The 22,911-nt window shown below is 69.6% G+C and carries 20 protein-coding genes and 1 pseudogene; 13 read left to right on the forward strand and 8 right to left on the reverse strand.

Annotated features, from left to right (window positions below; genetic code table 11):
• Positions 1-86: 86 nt before the first annotated feature.
• Genes ABT130_RS12620 through ABT130_RS12630 form a run of 3 tightly spaced genes read right to left on the reverse strand, consistent with a single transcriptional unit; the run spans position 87 to position 2,445 of the window.
• Positions 87-1,010, reverse strand: a complete 924-nt coding sequence (locus ABT130_RS12620) for a CPBP family intramembrane glutamic endopeptidase (RefSeq protein WP_350955270.1) — start codon at positions 1,008-1,010, stop codon at positions 87-89.
• Positions 1,011-1,064: 54 nt separating this feature from the next.
• Entirely contained in the window at positions 1,065-2,060 is a 996-nt protein-coding gene (locus ABT130_RS12625) for an SdpI family protein (protein WP_350955272.1), read from the reverse strand.
• Positions 2,061-2,097: 37 nt separating this feature from the next.
• Positions 2,098-2,445, reverse strand: coding sequence for a GntR family transcriptional regulator (locus tag ABT130_RS12630; protein ID WP_350927863.1), 348 nt, complete (start codon positions 2,443-2,445; stop codon positions 2,098-2,100).
• Positions 2,446-2,535: 90 nt separating this feature from the next.
• Between ABT130_RS12630 and ABT130_RS12635 the strand changes: the two genes are divergently transcribed.
• The 9 genes from ABT130_RS12635 (at position 2,536) to ABT130_RS12675 (ending at position 12,920) form a co-directional block, all read left to right on the forward strand.
• Positions 2,536-4,080, forward strand: coding sequence for a leucyl aminopeptidase (locus ABT130_RS12635; protein ID WP_350955274.1), 1,545 nt, complete (start codon positions 2,536-2,538; stop codon positions 4,078-4,080).
• Between the two features lie 197 nt (positions 4,081-4,277).
• The gene (gene lpdA / locus ABT130_RS12640) at positions 4,278-5,657 is read left to right on the forward strand and encodes a dihydrolipoyl dehydrogenase (RefSeq protein ID WP_350955275.1); all 1,380 of its coding nucleotides are present in this window, start codon (positions 4,278-4,280) and stop codon (positions 5,655-5,657) included.
• A gap of 36 nt (positions 5,658-5,693) precedes the next feature.
• Entirely contained in the window at positions 5,694-7,142 is a 1,449-nt protein-coding gene (gene sucB / locus ABT130_RS12645; RefSeq protein WP_350955277.1) for a 2-oxoglutarate dehydrogenase, E2 component, dihydrolipoamide succinyltransferase, read from the forward strand.
• Positions 7,143-7,513: 371 nt separating this feature from the next.
• On the forward strand, positions 7,514-8,410 hold the full coding sequence (locus ABT130_RS12650) for a TIGR01777 family oxidoreductase (RefSeq protein ID WP_350955279.1): 897 nt from the start codon (positions 7,514-7,516) through the stop codon (positions 8,408-8,410).
• Between the two features lie 38 nt (positions 8,411-8,448).
• Entirely contained in the window at positions 8,449-9,186 is a 738-nt protein-coding gene (locus tag ABT130_RS12655) for a Type 1 glutamine amidotransferase-like domain-containing protein (protein WP_350955281.1), read from the forward strand.
• A gap of 28 nt (positions 9,187-9,214) precedes the next feature.
• Complete coding sequence (gene lipB / locus ABT130_RS12660; RefSeq protein WP_350927876.1) at positions 9,215-9,892, forward strand: lipoyl(octanoyl) transferase LipB; 678 nt, start codon at positions 9,215-9,217, stop codon at positions 9,890-9,892.
• A gap of 117 nt (positions 9,893-10,009) precedes the next feature.
• Positions 10,010-10,939 carry a lipoyl synthase gene (lipA, locus tag ABT130_RS12665; RefSeq protein ID WP_350927878.1) on the forward strand — a complete coding sequence of 310 codons (930 nt, stop codon included), beginning with the start codon at positions 10,010-10,012 and terminating at the stop codon, positions 10,937-10,939.
• 506 nt (positions 10,940-11,445) lie between these two features.
• On the forward strand, positions 11,446-12,126 hold the full coding sequence (locus ABT130_RS12670) for a DUF4191 domain-containing protein (RefSeq protein WP_350927880.1): 681 nt from the start codon (positions 11,446-11,448) through the stop codon (positions 12,124-12,126).
• Positions 12,126-12,920, forward strand: a complete 795-nt coding sequence (locus tag ABT130_RS12675) for a class I SAM-dependent methyltransferase (RefSeq protein ID WP_350955283.1) — start codon at positions 12,126-12,128, stop codon at positions 12,918-12,920. Before ABT130_RS12670 ends, ABT130_RS12675 begins: the two co-directional genes overlap by 1 nt.
• 150 nt (positions 12,921-13,070) lie before the next feature.
• Here ABT130_RS12675 and ABT130_RS12680 read toward each other — a convergent pair whose 3' ends face one another.
• The 4 genes from ABT130_RS12680 to ABT130_RS12695 all read right to left on the reverse strand — a co-directional run bounded on the left by ABT130_RS12680 (position 13,071) and on the right by ABT130_RS12695 (position 16,212).
• The gene (locus ABT130_RS12680; protein ID WP_350955285.1) at positions 13,071-14,198 is read right to left on the reverse strand and encodes a serine hydrolase domain-containing protein; all 1,128 of its coding nucleotides are present in this window, start codon (positions 14,196-14,198) and stop codon (positions 13,071-13,073) included.
• Positions 14,199-14,314: 116 nt separating this feature from the next.
• Positions 14,315-14,617, reverse strand: a complete 303-nt coding sequence (locus tag ABT130_RS12685) for a cupin domain-containing protein (RefSeq protein ID WP_350955287.1) — start codon at positions 14,615-14,617, stop codon at positions 14,315-14,317.
• On the reverse strand, positions 14,614-15,651 hold the full coding sequence (locus ABT130_RS12690; protein ID WP_350927888.1) for an RNA polymerase subunit sigma-70: 1,038 nt from the start codon (positions 15,649-15,651) through the stop codon (positions 14,614-14,616). The genes ABT130_RS12685 and ABT130_RS12690 overlap by 4 nt, the downstream gene beginning before the upstream one ends.
• A 99-nt stretch (positions 15,652-15,750) precedes the next feature.
• Positions 15,751-16,212, reverse strand: a complete 462-nt coding sequence (locus ABT130_RS12695; protein ID WP_350955289.1) for an RDD family protein — start codon at positions 16,210-16,212, stop codon at positions 15,751-15,753.
• A gap of 123 nt (positions 16,213-16,335) precedes the next feature.
• On the opposite strand from ABT130_RS12695, the gene ABT130_RS12700 reads away from it, so the two are divergent.
• Both ABT130_RS12700 and glnA read left to right on the forward strand, forming a co-directional pair.
• Complete coding sequence (locus tag ABT130_RS12700) at positions 16,336-17,358, forward strand: hypothetical protein (protein WP_350955291.1); 1,023 nt, start codon at positions 16,336-16,338, stop codon at positions 17,356-17,358.
• Positions 17,359-17,528: 170 nt separating this feature from the next.
• A complete protein-coding gene (gene glnA / locus ABT130_RS12705; RefSeq protein WP_350927894.1) occupies positions 17,529-18,953 on the forward strand; it encodes a type I glutamate--ammonia ligase in 1,425 nt (474 codons plus the stop codon).
• 4 nt (positions 18,954-18,957) lie between these two features.
• Here the strand turns inward: glnA and ABT130_RS12710 are convergent, their stop codons facing one another.
• Complete coding sequence (locus ABT130_RS12710; RefSeq protein ID WP_350955293.1) at positions 18,958-19,320, reverse strand: tyrosine-type recombinase/integrase; 363 nt, start codon at positions 19,318-19,320, stop codon at positions 18,958-18,960.
• Between the two features lie 146 nt (positions 19,321-19,466).
• Here ABT130_RS12710 and ABT130_RS12715 point away from each other — a divergent pair.
• Both ABT130_RS12715 and ABT130_RS12720 read left to right on the forward strand, forming a co-directional pair.
• Positions 19,467-20,460: pseudogene (locus ABT130_RS12715) on the forward strand (IS5 family transposase).
• A 271-nt stretch (positions 20,461-20,731) separates the two neighbouring features.
• Entirely contained in the window at positions 20,732-22,738 is a 2,007-nt protein-coding gene (locus ABT130_RS12720) for a CocE/NonD family hydrolase (RefSeq protein ID WP_350927898.1), read from the forward strand.
• Positions 22,739-22,911 lie beyond the last annotated feature (173 nt).

Consider the following 22,911-nt stretch of genomic DNA (forward strand, 5'->3'; position numbering starts at 1 on the left):
CAGAGCAGCCGGATTCGGTGAATCGGGTGGACCTGACAGCGGAGACTCATCGGTGAGGGCACCAGGAGCATTCCTCTCCTCAGATCTCAGCCGGCGGCCTGGGGCTGTGGCTCGATCGGCCAGCGTTTGATCACCAGCGCGAAGACCGCGGCCAGCAGCGCCGAGCCGACCAGCCCGGTGATCCCCGCGACGGCCAGGTTGGGCGGATCGGCCGCGTTACCGACGAGCAGGCTCAGGCCCGCGGAGGCGTTCAGGGAGCCGTGCCCGACGACCGCGGGCCAGACACTCCCGGAGTAGAGACGGAGCCAGCCGAGCAGCGCCCCGAAGACCACGCAGAACACGATGAACATCGGTGCCGCCCACGCACCCAGCTCGGGGTAGTTGTATCCGCGCAGGGTGAGCGGGAAATGCCAGACTCCCCAGATCAGCCCGGAGACCAGGAGCGCCCGCCAGGTGCCGAGCGTCATCAGACGGGGCAGCAGCCAGCCCCGCCACCCCCACTCCTCTCCGAATGCCGCGATCGAGTTGATCAGCGGAGCGACCAGGAGGATCGACACGACCTGCACGGCCGCCAGGACCCCTGGCTCCACCGGGAGCGATCGGCCCGGAGAGGCCGCCGCCAGGTTCTCGCGGAACAGGCTGAGCCCCCACAGGTCGACGGAGAGCAGGCCGAGGGCGGCGCTGAGCGCGATCGCGACGACTACCAGCAGAGGGGTCCCGAACCAGGCCAGCGCGACGAGCGCGAGCGTGCGCCCGCGACGCTCCCCCATCCACAGGCCGGTCCGCCCGGCCCACTCACGCCAGGTGGTGGCGGGTTCCCCAAGCCGCCTGCCCCAAAGCCGGACGGCGAGGACGCCCAGCGTCGGGGTGAACATCATCGCCACCCCGATCGCCGTGAACACGGGCGCACCGATCTGCGCGCCCATCAGCCAGAGGGGAAGGGCGAACAGCCAGGACAGGCCGAACGCGACGAGCAGAAACAACCACAGATCAGTGGATCGGCGGGGCATGAGACCAACTTCCAATGCTCGGTCTTCGGGGGACAAGGGCCGCGAAGGTGGAGATCAACGGGCTCCGGGACCGGTGGGCGCCCTGGCCACGAGGGTGTTCAGCAAGGCGGCGCCATTCTCGGCGTCGTCGATCGAGACGGCGAGGCGACCGCCGGAGACGTAGCCCACCACAAGGCACTCCCCGCCGCGGAGCATGACCGTCACAGCCCCCGGCAGGCCCCGGATGCCCCACCCTCCGACATTGGACGGGAACAGTTCCTCCGACCAGGCCCGCTCCACTTTCGCGATCGGGATGTGCTTGCGGGGCAGGCGGAGCGGCCCGTAGAAGAGCACGACGCCCTCCTCGGTGATCTGCACCCGCACCGAACTGAAGGTCACGGCCACCAGGCCGGCGAGAAACGTGATCACCGCGGGGGTCCAGAGCATCCCGTCGCCGCCGACCAGGGCGACGACCGCGAGACCCGTCCCCACCGCCAGGACAGAGCCGCCGATCGCGGCGAGCAGTCCGCTGCGCACGGAGGAGACCCACACAGCGCGCTGGCCAGGGCGGAGCGGGAACCTCCGGGAGGTGGCCGCGGCCCGCTCCGGCTGGTCGTCGGGTCCCGGACGGGCGGCGAGACCACCGAGCCAGCCGCCGAGCACCAGCCCTGCGACCGCGAGCAGCGCGGTCCACCCCAGGTGACCGGCCTGCCGCCAGTCGGGAGCGTCGAGGTTGGCCGCCAGCGTGACCGCCTGCAGCCCCAGGAAGAACAGGCCCGTGCCGCCCAACAGGGCGCCGAGCGCCATGCGGCTCGCCCTGCGCCTGAGCGTCGTGGCGTTGACGAGCGCGGCCACGCAGGCCCCGCCCCCGATCAGCACCCACATGCCCACCTCGAACAGCAGCGAGGCGGTGAACGACATCGAGCGGTCGGGGGCACCGGACGGGCCCCAGTGCATGGCGACAGGGTCGGGCATCCGCTCCCGGAGCATCAGCGGCGCGACGACCAGGGTGGCGGCCACCAGCGCGAACCAGGCTGCGGCCGTGGAAAGGAAACGGGCTCGCAGGCCCACATCGATCACTCCTTCAAAGGACCGGGTCCAGACCCGGTCATGACAGTTCCCTGATGAGCTCGATGACGTCGTCGTGCCGGTAGCCGTACTGGACCGCCTCGGCGAGCAGGGAGCGCAGCTTCTCCTCGATGACACTGCGCGGGTTGGGGCGGCTGAGCACGCTCACGCCGCGGCCGCGGCGGAACTCCAGCACCCCCTCGTCACGCAGATCCCGCAGGGCACGCAGCACCGTGTTGGCGTTGATGCCCAGCGCGGCGGCAAGATCGCGCGCCGGCGGGAGCCGGTCTCCCCGGGCGTAGGACCCCTCGGCGACGGCACGTCTGATCGCCTCGGCGACCTGCTCGTGCAGTGGCCGAGGATCGTTCATATCCAGGGTGAGCAACATAGTGCTAGTGACATTAGCACCATCCCTCTCGATGGTGCCACTCCCGATAGCACCATCGGACGACGCGATTCGTAGGACGAACCCTCGTTTATGAGTACTGCGCAAGCCCGACTAGCATCGGCTTGTGTGACCACTGTGCGGCTGACCCCAACTGACAATGCTGTCTCGTTCGAAACCGACGCACTGGTCGTCGGCGTCCATACCGGACCGGACGGCCTGCTCCCCGCTCCCGGGGCCGACGGCCTCGATCAGGCTCTCGGCGGCAGGCTCACCGCCACGCTCGGCAGTGTGGGCGCCAAGGGGAAGCCCGGCGAGATCTCCAAGATCCCCACTTTCGGCGCGCTGACCGCACCCCTGCTGGTCGTCGTCGGCCTGGGCGACGTCCCCGAGAACGGCTACGACGCCGAGGCCCTGCGCCGTGCCGCGGGCACCGCGGTCCGCGCCCTGGCCGGCACCGGCCGGGTGGCGCTGGCCCTGCCCACCACGAGCGCCGAGCACGCCGGCGCCGTCGCCCTGGGCGGCCTGCTCGGCGCGTACTCCTTCACCAGGTACCGGACCGCCGACGAGCCAAGCGCCCCGGTGGCCGAGCTGGCCGTGCTGACCGACGCCGAGGGCGCCGAGGCCGCGGTCGGGCGCGCCGGCACGCTGGCCGAGTCGGTCTCGCTCGTCCGCGACCTGGTCAACACCCCGCCTTCCGACCTGTGGCCCGCGCGCTTCGCCGAGATCGCCGAGCAGGTGGGCGGCGAGGCCGGCCTGTCGGTCGAGGTCCTGGACGAGAAGGCGCTCAAGGAGGGCGGCTACGGCGGCATCGTCGCCGTCGGCCAGGGATCGGCGAACCCGCCCCGCCTGGTACGCCTCGCCTACAGCCACCCCGAGGCCGAAAAGAAGCTCGCCTACGTCGGCAAGGGCATCACCTTCGACTCGGGCGGCCTGTCGCTCAAGCCGTCGGCCGCGATGGACTGGATGAAGTCGGACATGGGCGGCGCGGGCGCCGTCCTCGGCGCGATGCTCGCGATCGCGAGGCTGGGCCTGAAGGTCAACGCGGTCGGCTACCTCTGCCTGGCCGAGAACATGCCGAGCGGCACCGCGCAGCGTCCCTCCGACGTGTTCACCAGCTTCGCGGGCAAGACGGTCGAGGTGCTCGACACCGACGCCGAGGGCCGCCTGGTCCTGATCGACGGCATCGCCCGCGCCGGTCAGGACGACCCCGACGTGATCGTCGACGTCGCCACGCTCACCGGCGCGCAGATCGTCGCGCTGGGCTGGCGGACGGCGGGCGTCATGGCCAACGACGACGACCTCCGGGCCGAGATCGTCGCGACGGCGGGCGCGCAGGGCGAGGCCGCGTGGCCCATGCCCCTGCCCGACGAGCTCCGCAAGGGGCTCGACTCGCCCGTGGCCGACATCGCCAACCTGCACCCCGAGCGTTTCGGCGGGATGCTCACGGCGGCGATCTTCCTGCGGGAATTCGTGCCGGACGGTGTCCGTTGGGCACACATTGACATGGCCGGTCCCGCCTTCAACAAGGGAGAGCCGCACGGCTACACGCCGAAGGGCGGTACCGGGGCGGTCACCCGGACGCTCGTCGGCCTGGCCGAGCGCTACGCGACCGGGTCCGCCCAGGCGTCGGCGTAGCCGCGCATGCGGGTCACAAGCAACGCAGACAGATGAAAAGATGCGGTTGTCGGTGCCGGGCCAAGGGCGGGCACCGACTGGGCGCCGAGCCGAGTCAGCCGGCGGCGTGGATGCGATCGAGGATCCGCGCGGCCGGCCAGGGCACGGAAGGGGCGCGACCGTGAACACGGTATTCCAATCCGACAAGGAGCTTTCCTGTGGCTGATGGCAGCGGCCCCTACGACATCGTCGTCCTGGGGGGCGGTAGCGGCGGGTATGCCTGCGCTCTGCGGGCGGCCGAACTGGGCAAGACGGTCGCGCTGATCGAGAGAGACAAGATCGGCGGTACCTGCCTGCACCGGGGGTGCATTCCCACCAAGGCGCTTCTGCACTCCGCGGAGGTCGCCGACGAGACGCGGGAAAGCGCGACCTACGGCGTCAAGGCCCGTTTCGAGGGCATCGACGTGCCCGCGGTCCACGCGTTCAAGGACAAGATCGTCAATCGCGCCTGGAAGGGCGTGCAGGGCCTTCTCAAGAGCAAGGGCATCACGATCATCGAGGGTGAGGGCCGTCTCGCGGGCCCGAACCGGGTGGCCGTGGGCTCCGAGATCTACGAGGGCCGCAACATCGTGCTGGCGACCGGCTCCGCGCCCAAGTCCCTTCCCGGCCTGGAGATCGACGGCGAGCGTGTCATCACCAGCGAGCACGCGCTCAAGCTCGACCGGGTGCCCACCTCCGTGGTCGTCCTGGGCGGCGGCGTCATCGGCGTGGAGTTCGCCAGCGTCTGGCGCTCCTTCGGCGCCGAGGTGACGATCGTCGAGGCCCTGCCGCACCTGCTGCCGCTGGAGGAGGAGTCGAGCTCCAAGCTGCTCGAGCGCTCCTTCCGCCGCCGCGGCATCAAGCAGGAGCTGGGCGTCTTCTTCGAGGGCGTCAAGACCACCGACACCGGCGTGGTCGTCAGCCTGGCCAACGGCAAGACCCTGGACGCCGAGCTGCTGCTCGTCGCGGTCGGCCGCGGCGCGGTCTCCGCGGGCATGGGCTTCGAGGAGGCGGGTGTCGCCATCGAGCGCGGCACCGTCACCGTGAACGAGTTCTGCCAGACCAGCGTGCCCGGCGTGTACGCGGTCGGCGACCTCATCCCGACCCTGCAGCTCGCCCACGCGGGCTTCGCCGAGGGCATCCTGGTGGCCGAGCACATCGCGGGGCTGAACCCCGTGCCGATCGACTACGACGGCGTGCCGCGGATCACCTACTCCGATCCCGAGGTCGCCTCGGTGGGCATCACCTCCGCCCAGGCCAGGGAGCGCGGCCACGAGATCGTCGAGTTCACCTACGACCTCGCGGGCAACCCCAAGAGCCAGATCCTGCAGACGCAGGGCGCCGTCAAGATCATCTCGGCGAAGAACGGCCCGGTGCTCGGCGTGCACATGGTCGGCCGTCGCATCGGCGAGCTCGTGACCGAGGGGCAGCTGATCTACAACTGGGAGGCCCTGCCCTCCGAGGTCGCCCAGCTCATCCATGCCCACCCGACCCAGTCCGAGGCCGTCGGCGAGGCGATGCTGGCGCTGGCCGGCAAGCCGCTCCACGTCCACAACTAACGTAAGCCCTCACTCGGAACGCGAGAGAAGACACCAATGCCGAAGTCCGTACAGATGCCCCAGCTCGGTGAGAGCGTCACGGAGGGCACCGTCACCCGTTGGCTGAAGAAGGAGGGCGAGCGCGTCGAGGCCGACGAGCCGCTTCTCGAAGTCTCCACCGACAAGGTCGACACCGAGATCCCGTCTCCGGCCGCGGGCATCCTCACGAAGATCGTGGTGGCCGAGGACGAGACAGTCGAGGTCGGCGCCGAGCTCGCCGTCATCGACGAGAACGGCACCGAGGGCGCCGCCCCGGCGCAGGAGGCGGCCCCCGAGCCGGAGCCCGAGCCCGAGCCGGTCCCCCAGCAGCAGGCACAGCCGGTCTCCTCGATCCCGCAGCCCGCCCCGCAGGCCCCCGCCCCGGCGCAGGCCCCCGTTCCCGCGCCGGCCCCGGCACCGGCACCGGCCCTCCAGGCCGTCCAGACCCCCCCGGCCGCGCCGCCGTCCCCGATCGCGACGGCACCGGCCGCCGAGCCCGCCGGTGAGAGCCCGTACGTCACCCCGCTGGTGCGCAAGCTCGCCAGCGAGCACGGCGTCGACCTCGACTCGCTGAACGGCACCGGCGTCGGCGGTCGCATCCGCAAGCAGGACGTGCTGGAAGCGGCCCGCGACCAGCGCGAGCGGGCCGCGGCGGCCCAGGCCCCGGCCCCGCAGGCCGCCGCCCCGGCTCCGGCGGCCGCCCCCGCGCAGGCTCCCGAGCCGGTCGCGGTGGACACCACGCTGCGCGGGCGCACCGAGAAGATGTCGCGGCTGCGCCAGACCATCGCCAAGCGCATGGTCGAGTCGCTGCAGGTCTCGGCCCAGCTCACCACCGTGGTCGAAGTCGACGTCACCAAGATCGCGCAGCTGCGCGACCGCGCGAAGGCCGAGTTCCAGCGGCGTGAGGGCGTCAAGCTCTCCTTCATGCCGTTCTTCGCCCTCGCCACGATCGAGGCGCTCAAGCAGCACCCGAAGCTGAACGCCACGATCAACAGCGAGACCAACGAGGTCACCTACTTCGACGCCGAGCACCTGGCCTTCGCGACGGACACCGAGCGCGGCCTGATCGTCCCGGTGATCAAGGACGCGGGCGACCTCAACATCGCCGGGCTGGCCCGTAAGATCGCCGATCTGGCCGAGCGCACCCGCACCAACAAGGTGAGCCCGGACGAGCTCGGCGGCGGCACGTTCACGCTGACCAACACCGGCAGCCGGGGCGCGCTGTTCGACACGCCGATACTCAACCAGCCGCAGGTCGGCATGCTGGGCACCGGCGCGGTCGTCAAGCGCCCGGTCGTCCTGGACACCGCCGAGGGCGAGGTCATCGCCGTCCGCTCGATGGTCTACCTCGCGCTCAGCTACGACCACCGCCTGGTCGACGGCGCCGACGCCGCCCGCTTCCTGACGACGATCAAGCGTCGCCTGGAGGAGGGCCGTTTCGAGAACCAGCTGGGCCTCAACGCCTAGTCACCGTTCCGCCTCCCCGGGCCGGTCCGCTCTCCGCGGACCGGCCCGGTCCGTTTATGAGCGGGATACGCCGGAGATCCGGCGTCCGGCCGGCGGCAGACAGGCTGTTGACGGCCGTTTCCAGCCGCCGCTACCGAGCCGCGGGAGAGAGTCTCATGGCGAGGACGGCGGCGACGAGCGAGAGCGCCCCAGCCGGCTCCATCAAAGGTGCCCCCCGAAGTCTCCCTTGCCGCCGCGCAGCGCCCAGTCCATGTGCTCCTCTCCGTGCGTCTTTCTCTCAGCGGCTCTCCGGCACCCGTCTTTCGCTCCCGACGCATCCGGTGACCCCGGCCTCCCGAGGATCGCAGGGGAGGTCGACTAGATTGGACAACATGGCGATCATCGTGACCGGGTCCTCTGGCCTGCTTGGATCGGCTCTGGTCAAGGCTCTGCGGGCCGACGACACCCGGGTGGTCAGGTTGGTACGGCGGGCGCCGCAGGGCGTCGACGAGGCGTTCTGGAACCCGGGCAAAGGGCTCATCGACCCGGCGGCCCTGCAGGGCGCGCGGGCCGTGGTCCATCTCGCCGGGGCGGGGATCGGCGACCGGCGCTGGAACGACGACGTCAAGCGCGAACTGGTCCGCAGCCGGGTCGAGGGGACCAGGACGCTGGTGAAAGCGCTGACGGAGCTGCCGGACAGGCCCCCGACGCTGCTGTCGGCGTCCGCGATCGGCTACTACGGGGACACCGGGGACCGCGAGGTGGACGAGACGGCCCCACCGGGCGAGGGATTCCTCTCACGGGAGGTGGTGGTGCCCTGGGAGGCCGAGACGGTACCCGCCGAGGAGGCGGGCATCCGGGTGGCCCGGCTCCGTACCGGCCTGGTGCTGAGCGGCGCGGGCGGCATGCTGGCGAAGATCCTGCCGATCTTCAAGCTGGGGCTGGGAGCGCCCCTGGGCTCGGGAGAGCAGTACTGGTCCTGGATATCGATCGACGACTGGGTGCACGCCGTACTGCACATCCTGGACGACCCGGAGATCTCGGGCCCGGTCAACCTCACCGCGCCGCAGCCGGTCACCAACGCGGAGTTCACCAGGACGCTCGGGAAGGCCCTGCACCGGCCCACCATGCCGCTCGCCGTACCCGGATTCGCGCTGCGCACGGCCATCGGGGGGTTCGCGGAGGAGGGGGTGCTGACCGGGCAGCGGGTGCTGCCCCGGCGCCTTCTGGAGTCTGGTTACACGTTCCGGCATACGCGCCTCAGTGAGGCGCTGGCCGCCGTACTCTAGGGTCCCTGTTTCCGCCAAAGCCGTCGAAGAGGTCATGTATGCGTAGTTCTGGGCAGTCTCACATCGTTGCCATCGGAGGCGGTTCGTTCCGCCCGTCCGAGCGCTACGGGTTCATAGAGGCGAGCGCGCTGCTGCGGTACGCCCTCGACCTGACCGGCCAGGACCGGCCGAAGCTGGGCCTGCTCGCCACCGCCACCGGCGACGACTCCGACTGGCTGCTGAAGATGTACGGCGCCTTCCGCGAGTGGGACGTCGAGGTCAGCCACCTGACCGTGTTCCCGATGCCCAACGTCGAGGATCCGCGCGAGTGGGTGCTCAGCCAGGACGTCATCTACGTCAGCGGCGGCAGCGTGGCCAACCTGGCGGCCCTGTGGCGGCTGCACGGCCTGGACGAGATCTTCGAGGAGGCGTGGCGGGCCGGCGTGGTGCTGAGCGGCCAGAGCGCCGGGGCGCTCTGCTGGCACGTGGGCGGCAACACCGACTCCTTCGGCCCGGCGCTGCGGGTGTGGTCCGACGGCCTGGGCCTGCTGCCCCACTCGTGCGGCGTCCACTACGACTCCGACCCGCAGCGCCGCGCGCTGCTGCACGAGGCGGTGGCCTCAGGCGAGTTGCCGGGGGGCTACGCGGCGGACGAGGGCGTGGCGCTGCACTACGTGGGCACCGAGTTCATCCAGGCCGTCAGCGTGCAGCCGGGCGCCTACGCCTACAAGGTCGAGCACGACGGGGCCGGCGGGGCCAAGGAGTTCCGCATCGAGCCTCGGCTTCTCACGTCGTGACCACGAACGGGTCAACTACTCTTGAGACGTGAGTGACCTGGCAATCGTCCGTCTTGGCGTTGACTTCCCCTATGAGCAGGCCTGGGATCTTCAGCGGCGCATCCACGCACGCCGCGTGGCCGAGGAGATTCCCGACACCTGCCTGATGCTCGAGCACGCACCGGTCTACACGGCGGGAAAACGAACCGCGCCGCACGAGCGGCCCTCCGACGGCACTCCCGTCGTCGAGGTCGACCGGGGCGGCCGGATCACCTGGCACGGTCCCGGCCAGCTGGTCGGCTACCCGATCGTCAGGCTCGGCGGCCCGCTCGACGTGAACGCCTACGTGAGGCTCCTGGAGGAGACCCTGGTGGCCGTCTGCGCCGACTTCGGGGTGCAGGCGGGCCGAGTCCAGGGGCGTGGCGGCGTCTGGGTGGCCGGAGACCCCTCGCACGGCCTGCCGGACAGGAAGGTCGGGGCCATCGGCATCCGGGTCTCGAGCGGCGTCACGATGCACGGGTTCGCGCTCAACTGCTCCAACGACCCGAGCTGGTACAACCGGATCGTCCCGTGCGGCATCAGCGACGCCGGGGTCTCCTCGCTGTCCGCCGAGACCGGCCGGCGGATCGTCGTCGACGAGGTCCTGCCGTACGCCGAGAAGCACCTGGCGGAGGCGCTCGGCGCGCGGGCCTTCGAGTTACCCGAGGAGGACCTGTTCCGGCGCTGAACCCCGGGGCCTCGCGGCTCGCGGTGGGACATAAGCTGGACAGGTGAGCGAGCGTGATGACATTTACCCCACCTCGACGTGTAACACCTCGGTCCCTCGACCGACGAAGGAGCTCGCATGACCGTCGCACCCGAAGGGCGCAAGCTCCTCCGCCTGGAGGTCCGCAACGCCGAGACCCCCATCGAGAAGAAGCCCGAATGGATCAAGACCAGGTTCAGGACGGGCCCGAACCACACCGAGCTGCGGGCGCTGGTCAAACGCGAAGGGCTGCACACGGTCTGTCAGGAGGCCGGATGCCCCAACATCTCCGAGTGCTGGGAGGACCGCGAGGCCACCTTCCTCATCGGCGGCGACCAGTGCACCCGGCGGTGTGACTTCTGCCAGATCGACACCGGCAAGCCCAAGGCGTACGACACCGACGAGCCGCGCCGCGTGGCCGACTCGGTGCGGCAGATGGGCCTCAACTACGCGACCGTGACCGGTGTCGCCCGCGACGACCTGCCCGACGGCGGCGCGTGGCTGTACGCGGAGACCGCGCGGCAGATCCACGCGCTGCTGCCCGGCTGCGGCGTCGAGCTGCTGGTGCCCGACTTCAACGGCGACCAGGCCCAGCTGGAGGAGGTCTTCTCCGCCAGGCCCGAGGTGTTCGCGCACAACGTCGAGACCGTGCCGCGGATCTTCAAGCGCATCCGGCCCGCCTTCCGTTACGAGCGCTCCCTGGAAGTGATCACCAAGGCCCGCCAGGCCGGCCTGGTGACCAAGTCCAACCTGATCCTCGGCATGGGCGAGGATCGCGAGGAGGTCGTCCAGGCCATGCGCGACCTGCACGAGGCCGGGTGCGACCTGCTCACCGTGACCCAGTACCTGCGGCCCACCCCGCGCCACCACCCCGTCGACCGCTGGGTGAAGCCGGAGGAGTTCGTGGAGCTGGGCAAGGAGGCGGAGGCCATCGGTTTCGCCGGGGTCCTGTCGGGGCCGCTGGTTCGCTCCTCCTACCGGGCGGGCCGCCTGTACAAGCAGGCGGTCGAGGCCCGCCAGCACGCCTGAGCGGCCCGGCCTCACGGGCTGTGGAAACCGGAGGAACCCCGCTCGCGAGCGGGGTTCCTCCGGTTGGGACGCCGGAGGTGCCCGCCTTTTTCAACGGTGCCGCCGCCGGACCTACCCGAGCCGCCGGTCGCCGCTCGACCCGCCAGGCGTAGGAGACCAGGACGGCGCGGGGTTCTCCGTGCCGTCCACGCCGGCGAAGTGGGCGGGGCCCAGGTCGTCTCGCAGTTTGCCGAACATTCATACGCCAGTGCCGCATGAGCATGTGCGGCACAGGCGGAATCCCCGGGCTTCAGCCCCGGGAGCGCGTCAAACCGACTGGTCCTACGACTCCGTCACCCTCACCGGGAAGACCGTGACCGGGTAGTCCAGGTAAAAGTCGGCAGGATCGTCTCTCCCGGCGGTACCGGCCTTTCCGGCACTCCGCGGCCTTCGGCCCCGGTGCCGGAACCGGCACCGGGCAGGTCACGTTTTCACTTCTTGAGCCATGGATTTGTATCCTTCAGAACATGGCCAAGAAGCCCGAAGACTCAGAGCGCCCGGGGCGCATCAAGCAACTCCGTATGATCTCGAAGATCATCAAGGAGGCCAACCCCAAGGGGATGCCGATCGTCTACGCCTCGGCGCTGGGCACGCTCGCGCTGTTCGTGGTGATCGGCCTGGTCACGGGCTGGTTCTGGTACCTGCTCTTCATCGGGATCCTGCTGGCCCTGACCGTCGGACTGGTGGTGTTCGGCCAGCTCGCCCAGAAGGCGCAGTACTCCATGCTGCACGGGCAGGTCGGCGCCGCCGCCGCGATCCTGCAGGGCATGCGCGGCAACTGGGAGGTCACCCCGGCCGTCGCGGTCACCCGCGACCAGGACATCGTGCACCGCGTGGTCGGCTACCCGGGCATCATCCTGGTCTCGGAGGGGCCGGGCAGCCGGGTGCAGAAGATGCTGGTCGCCGAGAAGAAGCGCGTCCAGCGAGTCGCGCTGGACGTGCCCGTCTACGACATCCAGTCCGGTGACGGCGAGGGGCAGATCCCGCTGGCCAAGCTGCAGCGGCACCTGATGAAGCTGCCCCGCAACCTCAAGAAGCCCGCCCTGTACGAGATCAACAACCGGCTGAAGGCCCTGCCGCAGACGCTGCCGATGCCCAAGGGCCCGCTGCCGCGCGGCGCGAAGATGCCCCGCCCGAAGATGCGCTGATGGGCTCCGCCGGGGTGGGCCGCCACCGGGTGGACGCCGCGGCCACCTCCCGGGCCAACCGCGGCTGGTGGGACGGCGCCGCCGACGAGTACCAGGCCGAGCACGGGGAGTTCCTGCGCGACTCCGGGTTCGTCTGGTGTCCTGAGGGGCTGGACGAGGCCGACGCCCGCCTGCTGGGCGATGTCGCGGGCAAGGACGTGCTGGAGATCGGCTGCGGTGCCGGGCAGTGCGGGCGCTGGCTGGCCGGCCAGGACGCCAGGGTCGCCGCCTTCGACCTGTCCTTCCGCCAGCTTCAGCATTCGCGCCGGATCGATCTGGACGCGGGCGCCGCGCTCCCCGTGGTCCAGGCGGACGCCGAGGTCCTGCCCTTCGCCGACGGGGCGTTCGACCTGGCCTGCTCGGCCTACGGCGCGCTGCCGTTCGTGGCCGACGCCGGAGCCGTCCTCGCCGAGGTCCGCCGGGTGCTGCGCCCCGGGGGCCGCCTGGTCTTCTCGGTGAGCCACCCCGTCCGCTGGGCCTTCCCCGACGACCCCGGCCCCGCCGGGCTGACCTCCGACCGCTCCTACTTCGACCGCTCCGCGTACGTGGAGATCGGCGAGGACGGGCGTCCGTCCTATGTCGAGCACCATCGCACGATGGCCGACTGGGTCCACCTCATCACCGCCTCCGGGCTGGTGCTGCGGCACCTGACCGAGCCCGAGTGGCCGCCGGGCCACGACCGCGAGTGGGGCGGCTGGAGCCCGCTGCGCGGCCGCCACCTGCCCGGCACCGCGATCTTCACCTGCGTCCGGTAGCCGCGCCCGGCGGCCGGGGCGGCACCCGTGTGCCCGCGACACGGATGGCACCCCGGCCTCCTTTCCCGCACGCCGGAGATCGTCACAGGTCGGCTGCCAGGTGAGATCCAATGCGCGGGCGGTCGTCCCGGACCGGCCGGGAACGCGGGCCTAGCGGCCGGCGTTCATGACGATCCGGCCGATCTCATCGAAGGTGCCGAAGTCACCGGCGGAGACCAGGTTCTTGGTCATGGCGATCGCGATCCCGGTGGCCGTGTCGGCGTAGGCGGCCGAGCCACCGCTGCCTGCCATCCCGAACAGGGTGGGGGCGTCGAGCAGTTCGGTGGCGCCGATGGCGTACCCGAGGGATCTGGTGACCGGAGTGCCGGTGACCTCGTCCACCCCGGTGATCGCCACCTCGGTGATCTCTCGCAGCCGTTCCGGCGAGACGAGCCTGACGCCGTCCACCTCGCCCAGCAGAGCGGCGTACATGCGGGCCACGGCACGGGCGGACATGGTGCCGCCCGCCGGGATGTCGGAGGTCAGCACATCGGCGCGGTTGCCGAAACCGGCATCCGGCATCGCCGCCATCGGCGCCGCCGTGTAGCCGTCCACCACCCTGAAGAACGGTATGTCGGCGAACATCTCCGCGGACATCTCGAACTCGAAGTCGCTCGGCGCGTCCTCCAGCCGGGCCAGCCTGCCCAGCTCGGATTCCGGGACGCCGAAGAACAGCTCACCGGCCACCCCGAGCGGCCCGGCGACCTCCTCCCGCAGGACCTGCGAGATCGGCCTGCCGGTGCTCCGGCGGACGATCTCCCCGATGAGGTAACCGAACGACTGGGGGTGGTAGCCGGTCTTGGTGCCCGGCTCCCACCAGGGCTTGGCATCGGCGATCGCCGCGCACATCCCGTCCCAGTCGCACAGGTCCTCGGGCGTGGTCCCGGCGGGCACGCCGGGCACGCCCGTCGAGTGGGTCAGGGCGTGCCGCACCGTCGCACGTTCCTTGCCATGGGCGCCGAACTCAGGCCACAGCTCGACGATCGGCGTGTCGTAGCCGAGAACGCCCCGCTCCACGAGCACGTGCACCACGGTCGAGGTGGCGCCCTTGCCGGTCGAGGCGCTGTAGAACGGCGTGTCCGGCGTGACGGGACGCCCGGTGGCCGGGTCGGCGACACCCGCGACGACGTCGACCACCAGGTCGCCGTGCCGGTACACGGCGACCTGCAGGCCCCGCTCGGTCCCGGACTCCACGAGCCTGTCGGCCGCCTCCTGGACCAGCTTCTGCATATCGCTCATGATCTTCCCTTCCGTGATCCAGTGTGTGACCGTTACGACGGCCGGAGGCGGCAAAAGGAATCGCTCCGGGGGGTTGGTTCTCGGAAGTCCGGCCCCTGTCCCGCCGAGCCCGGGACTCAGCGACGCCCGGGCCTGCGGGAGATCGCGAGCAGGACGGCGGGTTCCCGTCCCGGATTGTGCAGGGCTCGCACCGGCAGCCCGTCCAGCCACAGCACGTCGCCGCGCCGGAAGGCCAGGCGATCACCGTCGGAGCAGACGAGCTCGATCCGTCCGCGCTCAAGCAGGACGATCGCGTCCCGCCATTCGGCTTCGGCCCGGTCCAGCGAGCCGCCGGGCTCGACGACGACCGTCCGTACCCGGAACGACGGCCCGAACCGCCCGGCCAAGGAGAGGGGCGGGTCCTCGCCGACGCCCGTCACAGCGTCGAGGGGAGGCCGAACGCCGGGAAGACCTCGGCGCCGAAGGTGGTGATCTGGGTCACCAGCCCGCCCTCGACCCGCAGGACGCCGAGCCACGAGCCCTGGTACTCGGACTCGCCCGGACGCCTGAGGTAGGCCGCCGCGGCGGGTTGCCGGTTGGCACGGGTGGGCAGGACGCGCCAGTCGCCCCACGCCTCGGGGCCGATCATCGCCGGGCGCCACGCCTCGACGATCGCCTCCCCGCCCAGGATCCAGATCGGGGCCGGCGGCATGGCCTGCCAGGCGTCCGCGCGCAGCACCCCGGCCAGGACCTCGGGATCCGCCTGCTCGACGGCGTCCATGTAGCGTCGCAGCGCCGCGCGTTCCTCCTCGGTCGGATCCGAGGAGGGCGCCCACTCCAGGCGCTGTGCGGGCAGGTGCTCCCGCATCGTCGACCGGGCCCGCTGCAGGGCGCTCTTCACCGCCGCGACGCTCACCTCCAGCAGCGCGGCGGCCTCCTGCGCCGACCAGCCGAGCACGTCGCGCAGGATCAGCACCACCCGCTGCCGGGGAGGCAGGTGCTGGATGGCGACCAGGAACGCCAGCTCGATCGTCTCCTTGGCGACCACCTCGGCGTCCGGCTCGGCGCCGGCGGGGGCGGGCGGCTCCAGAAGCCGGTCCGGGTACGGACGCAACCAGAAGACCTCGGTCGGCGACGGTGCGGACACGCCTGGAGTGGCCAGCACCGGCGCTTCACGCGGGCGTGGGCGGCGCGGGTGGCGGTCGAGGAAGTCCAGGCAGGCGTTGGTCGCGATCCGGTAGAGCCAGGCCCTGAAGGTAGAGCGCCCCTGGAAGCTCTCCCGCTTGCGCCAGGCGCGCAGGAACGTCTCCTGCACCAGGTCCTCCGACTCCTCGAAGGAGCCGAGCATCCGGTAGCAGTGCACCCGCAGCTCCCGCCGGTACCTCTCGACGAGCGTGCCGAACGCCGGCTCGTCACCCGCCAGCGCGGCGGCCAGGACCGCGCTCTCCTCCGGGCCCGCCTCTTCCTTGATCACAACGACATTCCTCCCATACCGCGGCCCGCCCGGCGCGGGCGCCCGCCGTTATGACGGCCGCCGGAGGGAAAAGGAATCGGCTGCGGGCGTGGGAACGCCTCAGAGGCGTACGACCACGGTGTTCGCCGCACGGTCGTGCAGGCCCCGCTGGTCGCGGTCCCAGATGAGGGCGGGCAGGGCCAGGCAGAGCAGGACGGTCCGTACCAGCACGGAGACGAACCCGGGGCGGCCGCCGCCGAGCGCGGCGACCCTGATGCCGAACAGGCGCATCCCGAAGGTCATCCCCATGGTGCCCACCAGCAGGAGGTATTCGGTGGCCAGGACCAGGATCGGGACCCAGGCCGAATGAGCGGGGTCGATCCGCAGGAGCCCCTGGGTGATGGCCCAGGTGCAGATCAGCCAGTCGACCACGATGGCGCCGAGCCTGCGGCCGAATCCGGCCACCGAGCCGCTGCCCTCCGCGGGCAGCCCGAGCCGCTCCCCCGGATACCCGAGGTCGACTCCGGCCGACCTGACGCCACCGAGCCAGGTCTGGGTCCAACGCGGCTGCTTGCTGCTCATGCCCCAACGGTAGCCGCCCCGGGTACCGCCCCCGTACTCGCCCGGACCGGCTGGCAATACAGGGCGAAAGCCGTAGATCATATGTGTCGGCATCTCAACAAGCACATTCCCCCCGGAGCCCCCGTGCCTGACAACGACGACATCGACGAGCGGTTCAAGACGCTCACGGCTCAGATCAGCGTGCGGGAACGCAAGCGGATGACCAAGATCGCCGAACAGGAGTGGGCACGGCAGCCCCGCCTCAGGCGTCGCCGCAGGCGGCGGTGGGCCGCGGTCGCGGTGGCCGTCCTGGTGGCGGCGGCCGGGGGATTCGTCGTCTACCGGCCCGACGCCGTCGCGCGGATCCGCGCCTCGGTCTTCGCGGGGTTCGCGGGCTCCGACGCCGGGCCGCTCGCGGGCCCGACGACCGAGGCCACCGAGAAGGCGCCGGTGAAGCCGGTGAAGGTCTCCCCCTTCGACGGCTCACCCGCCCAGAAGTACGCCAACGGCGCCAAGGGACTGGTCATGCCGGAGCCTCGGGCGCTCGGCGGACTGAGCCGCAAGGAGGTGTCCGCGGCCCTGCGGCACACGAAAGAGCTCCTGGCGGCCTCACACCTGGACCGGAAGGTGCTGCTGGGCGGCAGGCCGAACAAGCTGATCCGGCTGCTGGACCCCGAGCAGCGCGAGCCGTTCGTCAACGGGCTCAAGCGCCCCGACGAAAAGCGCGGGTACTACAGCCGGAGGTGGGTGCTCAGCCTGGCCCCGAAGAGCGCCGAACTCGTCGGCGAGACCGTCAAGGTTCACGGCAAAGCCCGGCTGTCGACCTTCAGGGAGAACGGTCTCAGGGGTGTCCGGATCAAGGTCAACTACCTGTTCGTGTACGCGATCCAGCGGCCGGGCCGGCCGGACACCCTGACCAGGCTCGTCTCGCACAACATCGGCGCGCTGGACGCGTGGCGGGACGGCGGCCGGCTGCGCTTCTGGGTCAGCGGCTGGAACGGCGGGCGTGTCGCCCCGGCCCGATGCGACGTCGACGACGCCTTCGTACACCCGTTCTACCCGGACTCGCCCCCCGACGAAGTAAAACCCGACGGCCCGCCCGTGGACCCCTACTCGCTTGAGGAGGAGCCCTCGGAGGAGTGCAGGGTGCTGGAGTCGGACACGTGAAAATCCGGCAAAACCGGGCAAAGGAAGGCTCGGTATACCTGCCCAGGCGGGGTCCGAGAACTAGCGTGAAGGCGACTTTCGCTTAACACGAGTGAAACAAACGAGACACGGGGCGGTAACGGCGCAGGCATACTTTCGCTCTGATAGCCCGTGCCCCATGGGAGGTTCGCGTGTTCAACTCCGCCGACGACGTCCTGAAGTTCATCAAGGACGAAGGGGTGCAGTTCGTCGATGTCAGGTTCACCGACCTGCCGGGGACGACGCACCACTTCACGTTCCCTTCGGAGAACTTCGGAGCCGGCGTCTTCACCGACGGTCTCATGTTCGACGGCTCGTCGATCCGCGGTTTCCAGGCCATCCACGAGTCGGACATGCTGCTGCTGCCCGACCCGTCCACGGCCGTGCTCGACCCGTTCCGGCAGCACAAGACGCTCAACATCAACTTCTTCGTGCACGACCCGCTGACGGGCGAGGCCTACAGCCGCGATCCGCGCAACGTCGCCCGCAAGGCGGAGGAGTACCTGAAGGGCACCGGCATCGCCGACACGGTCTACTTCGGCCCCGAGGCCGAGTTCTACATCTTCGACGACGTGCGGTTCGAGACCAACGCGCACGCGAGTTACTACTACATCGACTCGATCGAGGGCGCCTGGAACAGCGGCAAGGCCCAGGACGGCGGCAACCTCGGTTACAAGCCGCGCTTCAAGGGCGGCTACTTCCCGGTCCCGCCGATGGACCACTTCACCGACCTGCGCTCGGAGATGGTGCGCCGCCTTATCGACGCGGGCATCGACGTCGAGATGCAGCACCACGAGGTGGGCACGGCCGGCCAGGCGGAGATCGACTTCCGGTTCAACACGCTGCTCAAGGCCGCCGACACCCTGATGCTGTACAAGTACATCGTCAAGAGCACGGCCCTGGAGCACGGCCACACGGTCACCTTCATGCCCAAGCCGATCTTCGGTGACAACGGCTCCGGCATGCACTGCCACCAGTCGCTCTGGAAGGACGGCGCGCCGCTCTTCTACGACGAGGTCGGCTACGCGGGCCTGTCCGACACCGCCCGCTACTACATCGGCGGCCTGCTCAAGCACGCCCCGTCGCTGCTGGCCTTCACCAACCCGACGGTGAACTCCTACCACCGCCTGGTGCCCGGCTACGAGGCCCCGGTCAACCTGGTCTACTCCCAGCGCAACCGCTCGGCGTGCATCCGCATCCCGATCACGGGTTCCAACCCGAAGGCCAAGCGCATCGAGTTCCGTGTCCCGGACCCGTCGTGCAACCCGTACTTCGCCTTCGCCGCCCAGCTCATGGCCGGCATCGACGGCATCCGCAACAAGATCGAGCCGGTCGAGCCGGTCGACAAGGACCTCTACGAGCTTCCCCCCGAGGAGGCCCGTAACATCCCGCAGGTCCCCGGCTCGCTGACGGACGTGCTCGCGGCCCTGGAGGCCGACCACGAGTACCTGCTTGAGGGCGGCGTGTTCACGCCGGACCTGATCGAGACCTGGATCTCCTACAAGCGGGAGAACGAGATCGACCCGATCCGCCTGCGCCCCCACCCGCACGAGTTCGAGCTCTACTACGACGTCTGATCGGTTAAGGCTGTGACCTGCGTAAACGCTGACGGTTGAACCGCCAGGGCACATACAGGGCACTCAGGTCTCTTGTGAAAGGCCGTTGACCGTCCCTCCGCCGAGGGCACGCTCGACGGCCTTTCGCATGCGCTACCTCCCCCGACGGCATGAAGTGCGTGTAGGTCCGCAGTGTGAACCCGGGGTCCTCGTGGCCGAGGAACTCGGCGAGGCTGCGGATATCGACGCCGTCCGCCAGGAGAACGCTCGCGAAATGGTGCCGCAGGGCGTGAAACCCCTCCTCCCTGCTCTCGGTCCATCGACGCGTGCCCGTCTCACAGACCGGGATGACTCCCGCGCCTTCGAGACTCTGTTGGCCGATTCGCATCAGGCGGCCAGGCCGAGATCGGTGGCGAGTCGGGTCAGGTGTGAGACGCGGGTGGTGCCGCGTGGGGGGCCGGTCTAGGGCCTGTACGGAGTTGAGATCAGAGGGATTCGCCTGCGCATGGCCCGCAATCCTGGTAGGCCATCGCCATGGCGCGTGGAGACCTCACCGACGAGGAATGGTCCTTGATCGAGCCTCACCTGGGTGAGCGAGGCCCGATCCCGGACCTGCGGCAGCGGTTCAACGCCGTGATGTGGCGGTTTCGCACCGGCAGCCCGTGGCGGGATCTGCCCGCCGAGTACGGGCCGTGGTCCACCGTCTACGACAGATTCCGCTCATGGGCCACGACGGGCGTCTTCGAGCATCTGATGCAGGCCGTGATCGCCGAGGCCGCGGCCCGCGGGCAGGCCGACCTCGACCTGGTCAGCGTGGACTCCACCACGGCCCGTGCCCACCACCACGCCGCCGGGATGGCCCTGGACGGCGAACTTGGTCACGGCGCTGGAAGAGGCCGCCGAACAGGAAAAGGGGCTGCGCCAAAGGGGCAAAACCCCCAAGACGGCAGCCCCGGCGAAGGTGGAGACGAAGACGGGGATCAGGGCGAACGCCGGCGGTTACGACTGCGGCGCCGGATTCGGCTGAAGGTGGCCAGGCTGGGCCGCTCGCGGGGCGGGCTGACCAGCAAGGTCCATCTGTCGGCCGACCGGCGATGCCGTCCGCTGTCCTACATCCTCACCCCAGGCCAAGCCGGCGACAGCCCGCAGTTCCGCGCCGTCCTGGCCCGTATCAAGATCCGCCTGCCCGTCGGACGCCCGCGCACCCGCCCGGGCGCGGTGGCCGCCGACAAGGCCTATTCCTCCTGCGGCAACCGCACCTATCTGCGCCGGCGCCGCATCAAGGCCGTCATCCCGGAGAAGACCGATCAGGCGGCCAACCGCAAGAAACGCGGCTCGCGCGGTGGCTGCCCGGTCAGCCATGATCCAGATCTCTACAAGCAGCGCAACACGGCCGAACGCTGCATCAACCGGATCAAAGAATGGCGCGGGCTGGCCTTCCGCTTTTGACAAGACCCCCCAGAGCTACCTCTCCGGCCTTCATCTACGCGGGGCCATCTTGTGGATCCGAAGCCTTCAACCCGTTTGAAGATCCGAAGTCCGTACAGGCCCTAGCCGCGTCGCAGGCGCAGACTTCGTCATCGACGGATGCCTGACCCCAGAACAGTGAGCTGGACCGCCCTATGTATCAGGGTGCGGGCCGAGCGAGCCGACGATGCGGAGTAGGTAGGAATGTGAGAAGGGCAATTCGTCGGCGAGCTGCTCGAATGCATGTGGGGCGCCGGGAACGACGTCAAGCTCGCAGGGCGCCCCGGCCGCGGAGCGTCTCAGCGTACGCGGCGTCCACTGTTGGAGTCAGCATGCTCAAGACGGCCTACCTCCTTTCGTCGGTATTCTCCCGGTTCTTTCGGCGCCAGACTCGGCCGCACAGGAGAACGCAAGTCTTCGACGAAGAGGAGAACATCATGACCGATCTCAACCCGAATGTTGACGTCGTCGGTCCCTCGGGTCGGCCTGCGCGCGTCGTTGAGGAGACGACGCAGGACGACGTCGTGAGGCAGTATCTGCGTGTGCCCATGCGGGACGGCGTCGAATTGGCCAGTCTGATCTTCTATCCCGCGGATGTCGAGCCTCGGCCTGCGCTCATCATGCGCACACCCTACGGCGCGCGCGGCGGCCTCACCCCCTTGGACGAGCTCGGCTTCACAACGGCGAAGGCCGGATACGCGATCCTTATACAGGACGTCCGTGGCTCTCACGACTCAGACGGCATCTTCGCCCTCGCGGAGAACGATCGTGCGGATGCGTGGGACACGATCGAATGGCTCATCGCGCAGCCCTGGTCGAACGGCGCCGTCGGATTGACCGGTACCTCCGCGCTGGGCATGACCACGTGGCTCGCGGCCGCGAACCACCACCCTGCGGTGAAGGCAATCTTCGCAGGGTCGACGGGGCGCGTATTCGACGGCTTCGGCTATTACGGGCGAGGGATCGTCCAGCCGGATGTCCTCTTGGGCTGGGCGGCCAACCAGATCCTTCCAGATCAGCTGAAGAGGACCGGCCGAGCAGTCAGCGATCCAGCCCTCCTCGAATTGACAAATCCAGGCTCCGCTGACCTCGTAGCCGAACTCATGAGCTTTTCAGACGGCGACGATGACCGGCGAATGGAGGTGTTCGTTGCGATGGCGAACGCCATGGCTGCGCAAGCAACTGCGTTCATCGACTTGGCCGGCCGCCCCGCTGAGACAGCGGCGCTGCTCGGGGAACACCTGCCATGGCTGACTCGATGGGCGGCCCACGATGACCCGTCGGACCCGTTCTGGACCCTGGTCGACTACGAGGACGCGACGAGGACGCTGGATGTGCCGGGTCTCCATACAATCGGCTGGCACGACTTGTTCATCCGGGGAGCGCTGCGGAACTTTGTGACCGCACGGAAGAACAGTTCTGCACCTCAGCGCATTGTGATCTCGCCGTTCACGCACATGGGGTCTGCTGCACCCGTCGGTGAGTGGGTGCCTCCTCTCGCGGGAGTGCACGACACGCTCGCCATCGGGGAGATGTCGTACTCGCCCGAGGTGGACCTGACGACGCGGTGGTTCGACCGCTATCTCAAGGGAGAGTCGAACGGCGTCGAATCCGAGGCGCCGATCAGTATCTACATTCAGCGCGCCAACATCTGGCGGGATGAGTGGGAGTGGCCCCTCGCGCGAACCAACTGGACCAATCTCTACCTGACATCCGAGGCCCCGGCGAACTCCGTGCGCGGGGGTGGGCGCCTCGTCGACAGCCCCTCGACGGATGTCGTCCCCGACACGTTCCAATATGACCCCGCAGATCCGGTCCCTTCCGCGGGCGGCACGTTTCTCGGCATCGTCTCAACCCCGGGCATCGTCGACCAGGCGGAGGTCGAGTCACGAGGGGATGTCCTGGTATTCACCAGCGCACCATTCGTTGATGGTGTCGAGGTGACAGGCCCGGTCGCGGTCGAATTGTTTGCCTCGACATCCGCGGTTGACACGGATTTCACGGCAAAGATGACCGACGTTAGCACCGATGGTTCGTCGACCAACGTCTGCGACGGAGTCACGCGGCTGAGATTTCGCGAGGATCAGCCAGGTCTGGTTGAACCGGGTTCTGTACAAAGATTGACCATCGAGCTGTCGCCGACCAGCTACTTCTTCCAGCCCGGCCATTCCATTCGTCTGCAGGTTTCGTCGAGCAACTTTCCGCTCTTCCTGCCCAACAACAATATGGGTGCGAATTCCTTCAACGATTCGACAATACCGGTGGTAGCGACGCAGCAAGTCTTCCACGACCTCGCTCATCCCTCGCGGCTGATCATTCCCGTCATCCCCCACAGTTGAGCCGGTCACAGGCAAGGGGCGACCAGGTGGTGAAATGCCGAGGATCCGGCAGCCGGCGACCACACGCCGCCTGTTGCTCGCAGCGCGAGTGCGCCCGCCGAATGGATGCGCGCTGACTCCCGCACTCAAGTGGACGCTTGCGGTCAAGTCGACCAGCGCACTCACGCCCTTCG

The sequence above is a fragment of the Streptosporangium sp. NPDC001681 genome (assembly GCF_040298085.1).
Lineage (GTDB): Bacteria > Actinomycetota > Actinomycetes > Streptosporangiales > Streptosporangiaceae > Streptosporangium.

What these genes read in the sequence shown, in the direction of transcription:
- ABT130_RS12620 (WP_350955270.1), bottom strand. Translation starts at nt 1,010, where the DNA reads ATGCCCCGCCGATCCACTGATCTGTGGTTGTTTCTGCTCGTCGCGTTC.
- ABT130_RS12630 (WP_350927863.1), bottom strand. Translation starts at nt 2,445, where the DNA reads ATGTTGCTCACCCTGGATATGAACGATCCTCGGCCACTGCACGAGCAG.
- ABT130_RS12635 (WP_350955274.1), top strand. Translation starts at nt 2,536, where the DNA reads ATGAGTACTGCGCAAGCCCGACTAGCATCGGCTTGTGTGACCACTGTG.
- sucB (WP_350955277.1), top strand. Translation starts at nt 5,694, where the DNA reads ATGCCGAAGTCCGTACAGATGCCCCAGCTCGGTGAGAGCGTCACGGAG.
- ABT130_RS12650 (WP_350955279.1), top strand. Translation starts at nt 7,514, where the DNA reads ATGGCGATCATCGTGACCGGGTCCTCTGGCCTGCTTGGATCGGCTCTG.
- ABT130_RS12655 (WP_350955281.1), top strand. Translation starts at nt 8,449, where the DNA reads ATGCGTAGTTCTGGGCAGTCTCACATCGTTGCCATCGGAGGCGGTTCG.
- lipA (WP_350927878.1), top strand. Translation starts at nt 10,010, where the DNA reads ATGACCGTCGCACCCGAAGGGCGCAAGCTCCTCCGCCTGGAGGTCCGC.
- ABT130_RS12670 (WP_350927880.1), top strand. Translation starts at nt 11,446, where the DNA reads ATGGCCAAGAAGCCCGAAGACTCAGAGCGCCCGGGGCGCATCAAGCAA.
- ABT130_RS12675 (WP_350955283.1), top strand. Translation starts at nt 12,126, where the DNA reads ATGGGCTCCGCCGGGGTGGGCCGCCACCGGGTGGACGCCGCGGCCACC.
- ABT130_RS12680 (WP_350955285.1), bottom strand. Translation starts at nt 14,198, where the DNA reads ATGAGCGATATGCAGAAGCTGGTCCAGGAGGCGGCCGACAGGCTCGTG.
- ABT130_RS12695 (WP_350955289.1), bottom strand. Translation starts at nt 16,212, where the DNA reads ATGAGCAGCAAGCAGCCGCGTTGGACCCAGACCTGGCTCGGTGGCGTC.
- ABT130_RS12710 (WP_350955293.1), bottom strand. Translation starts at nt 19,320, where the DNA reads ATGCGAATCGGCCAACAGAGTCTCGAAGGCGCGGGAGTCATCCCGGTC.
- ABT130_RS12720 (WP_350927898.1), top strand. Translation starts at nt 20,732, where the DNA reads ATGCTCAAGACGGCCTACCTCCTTTCGTCGGTATTCTCCCGGTTCTTT.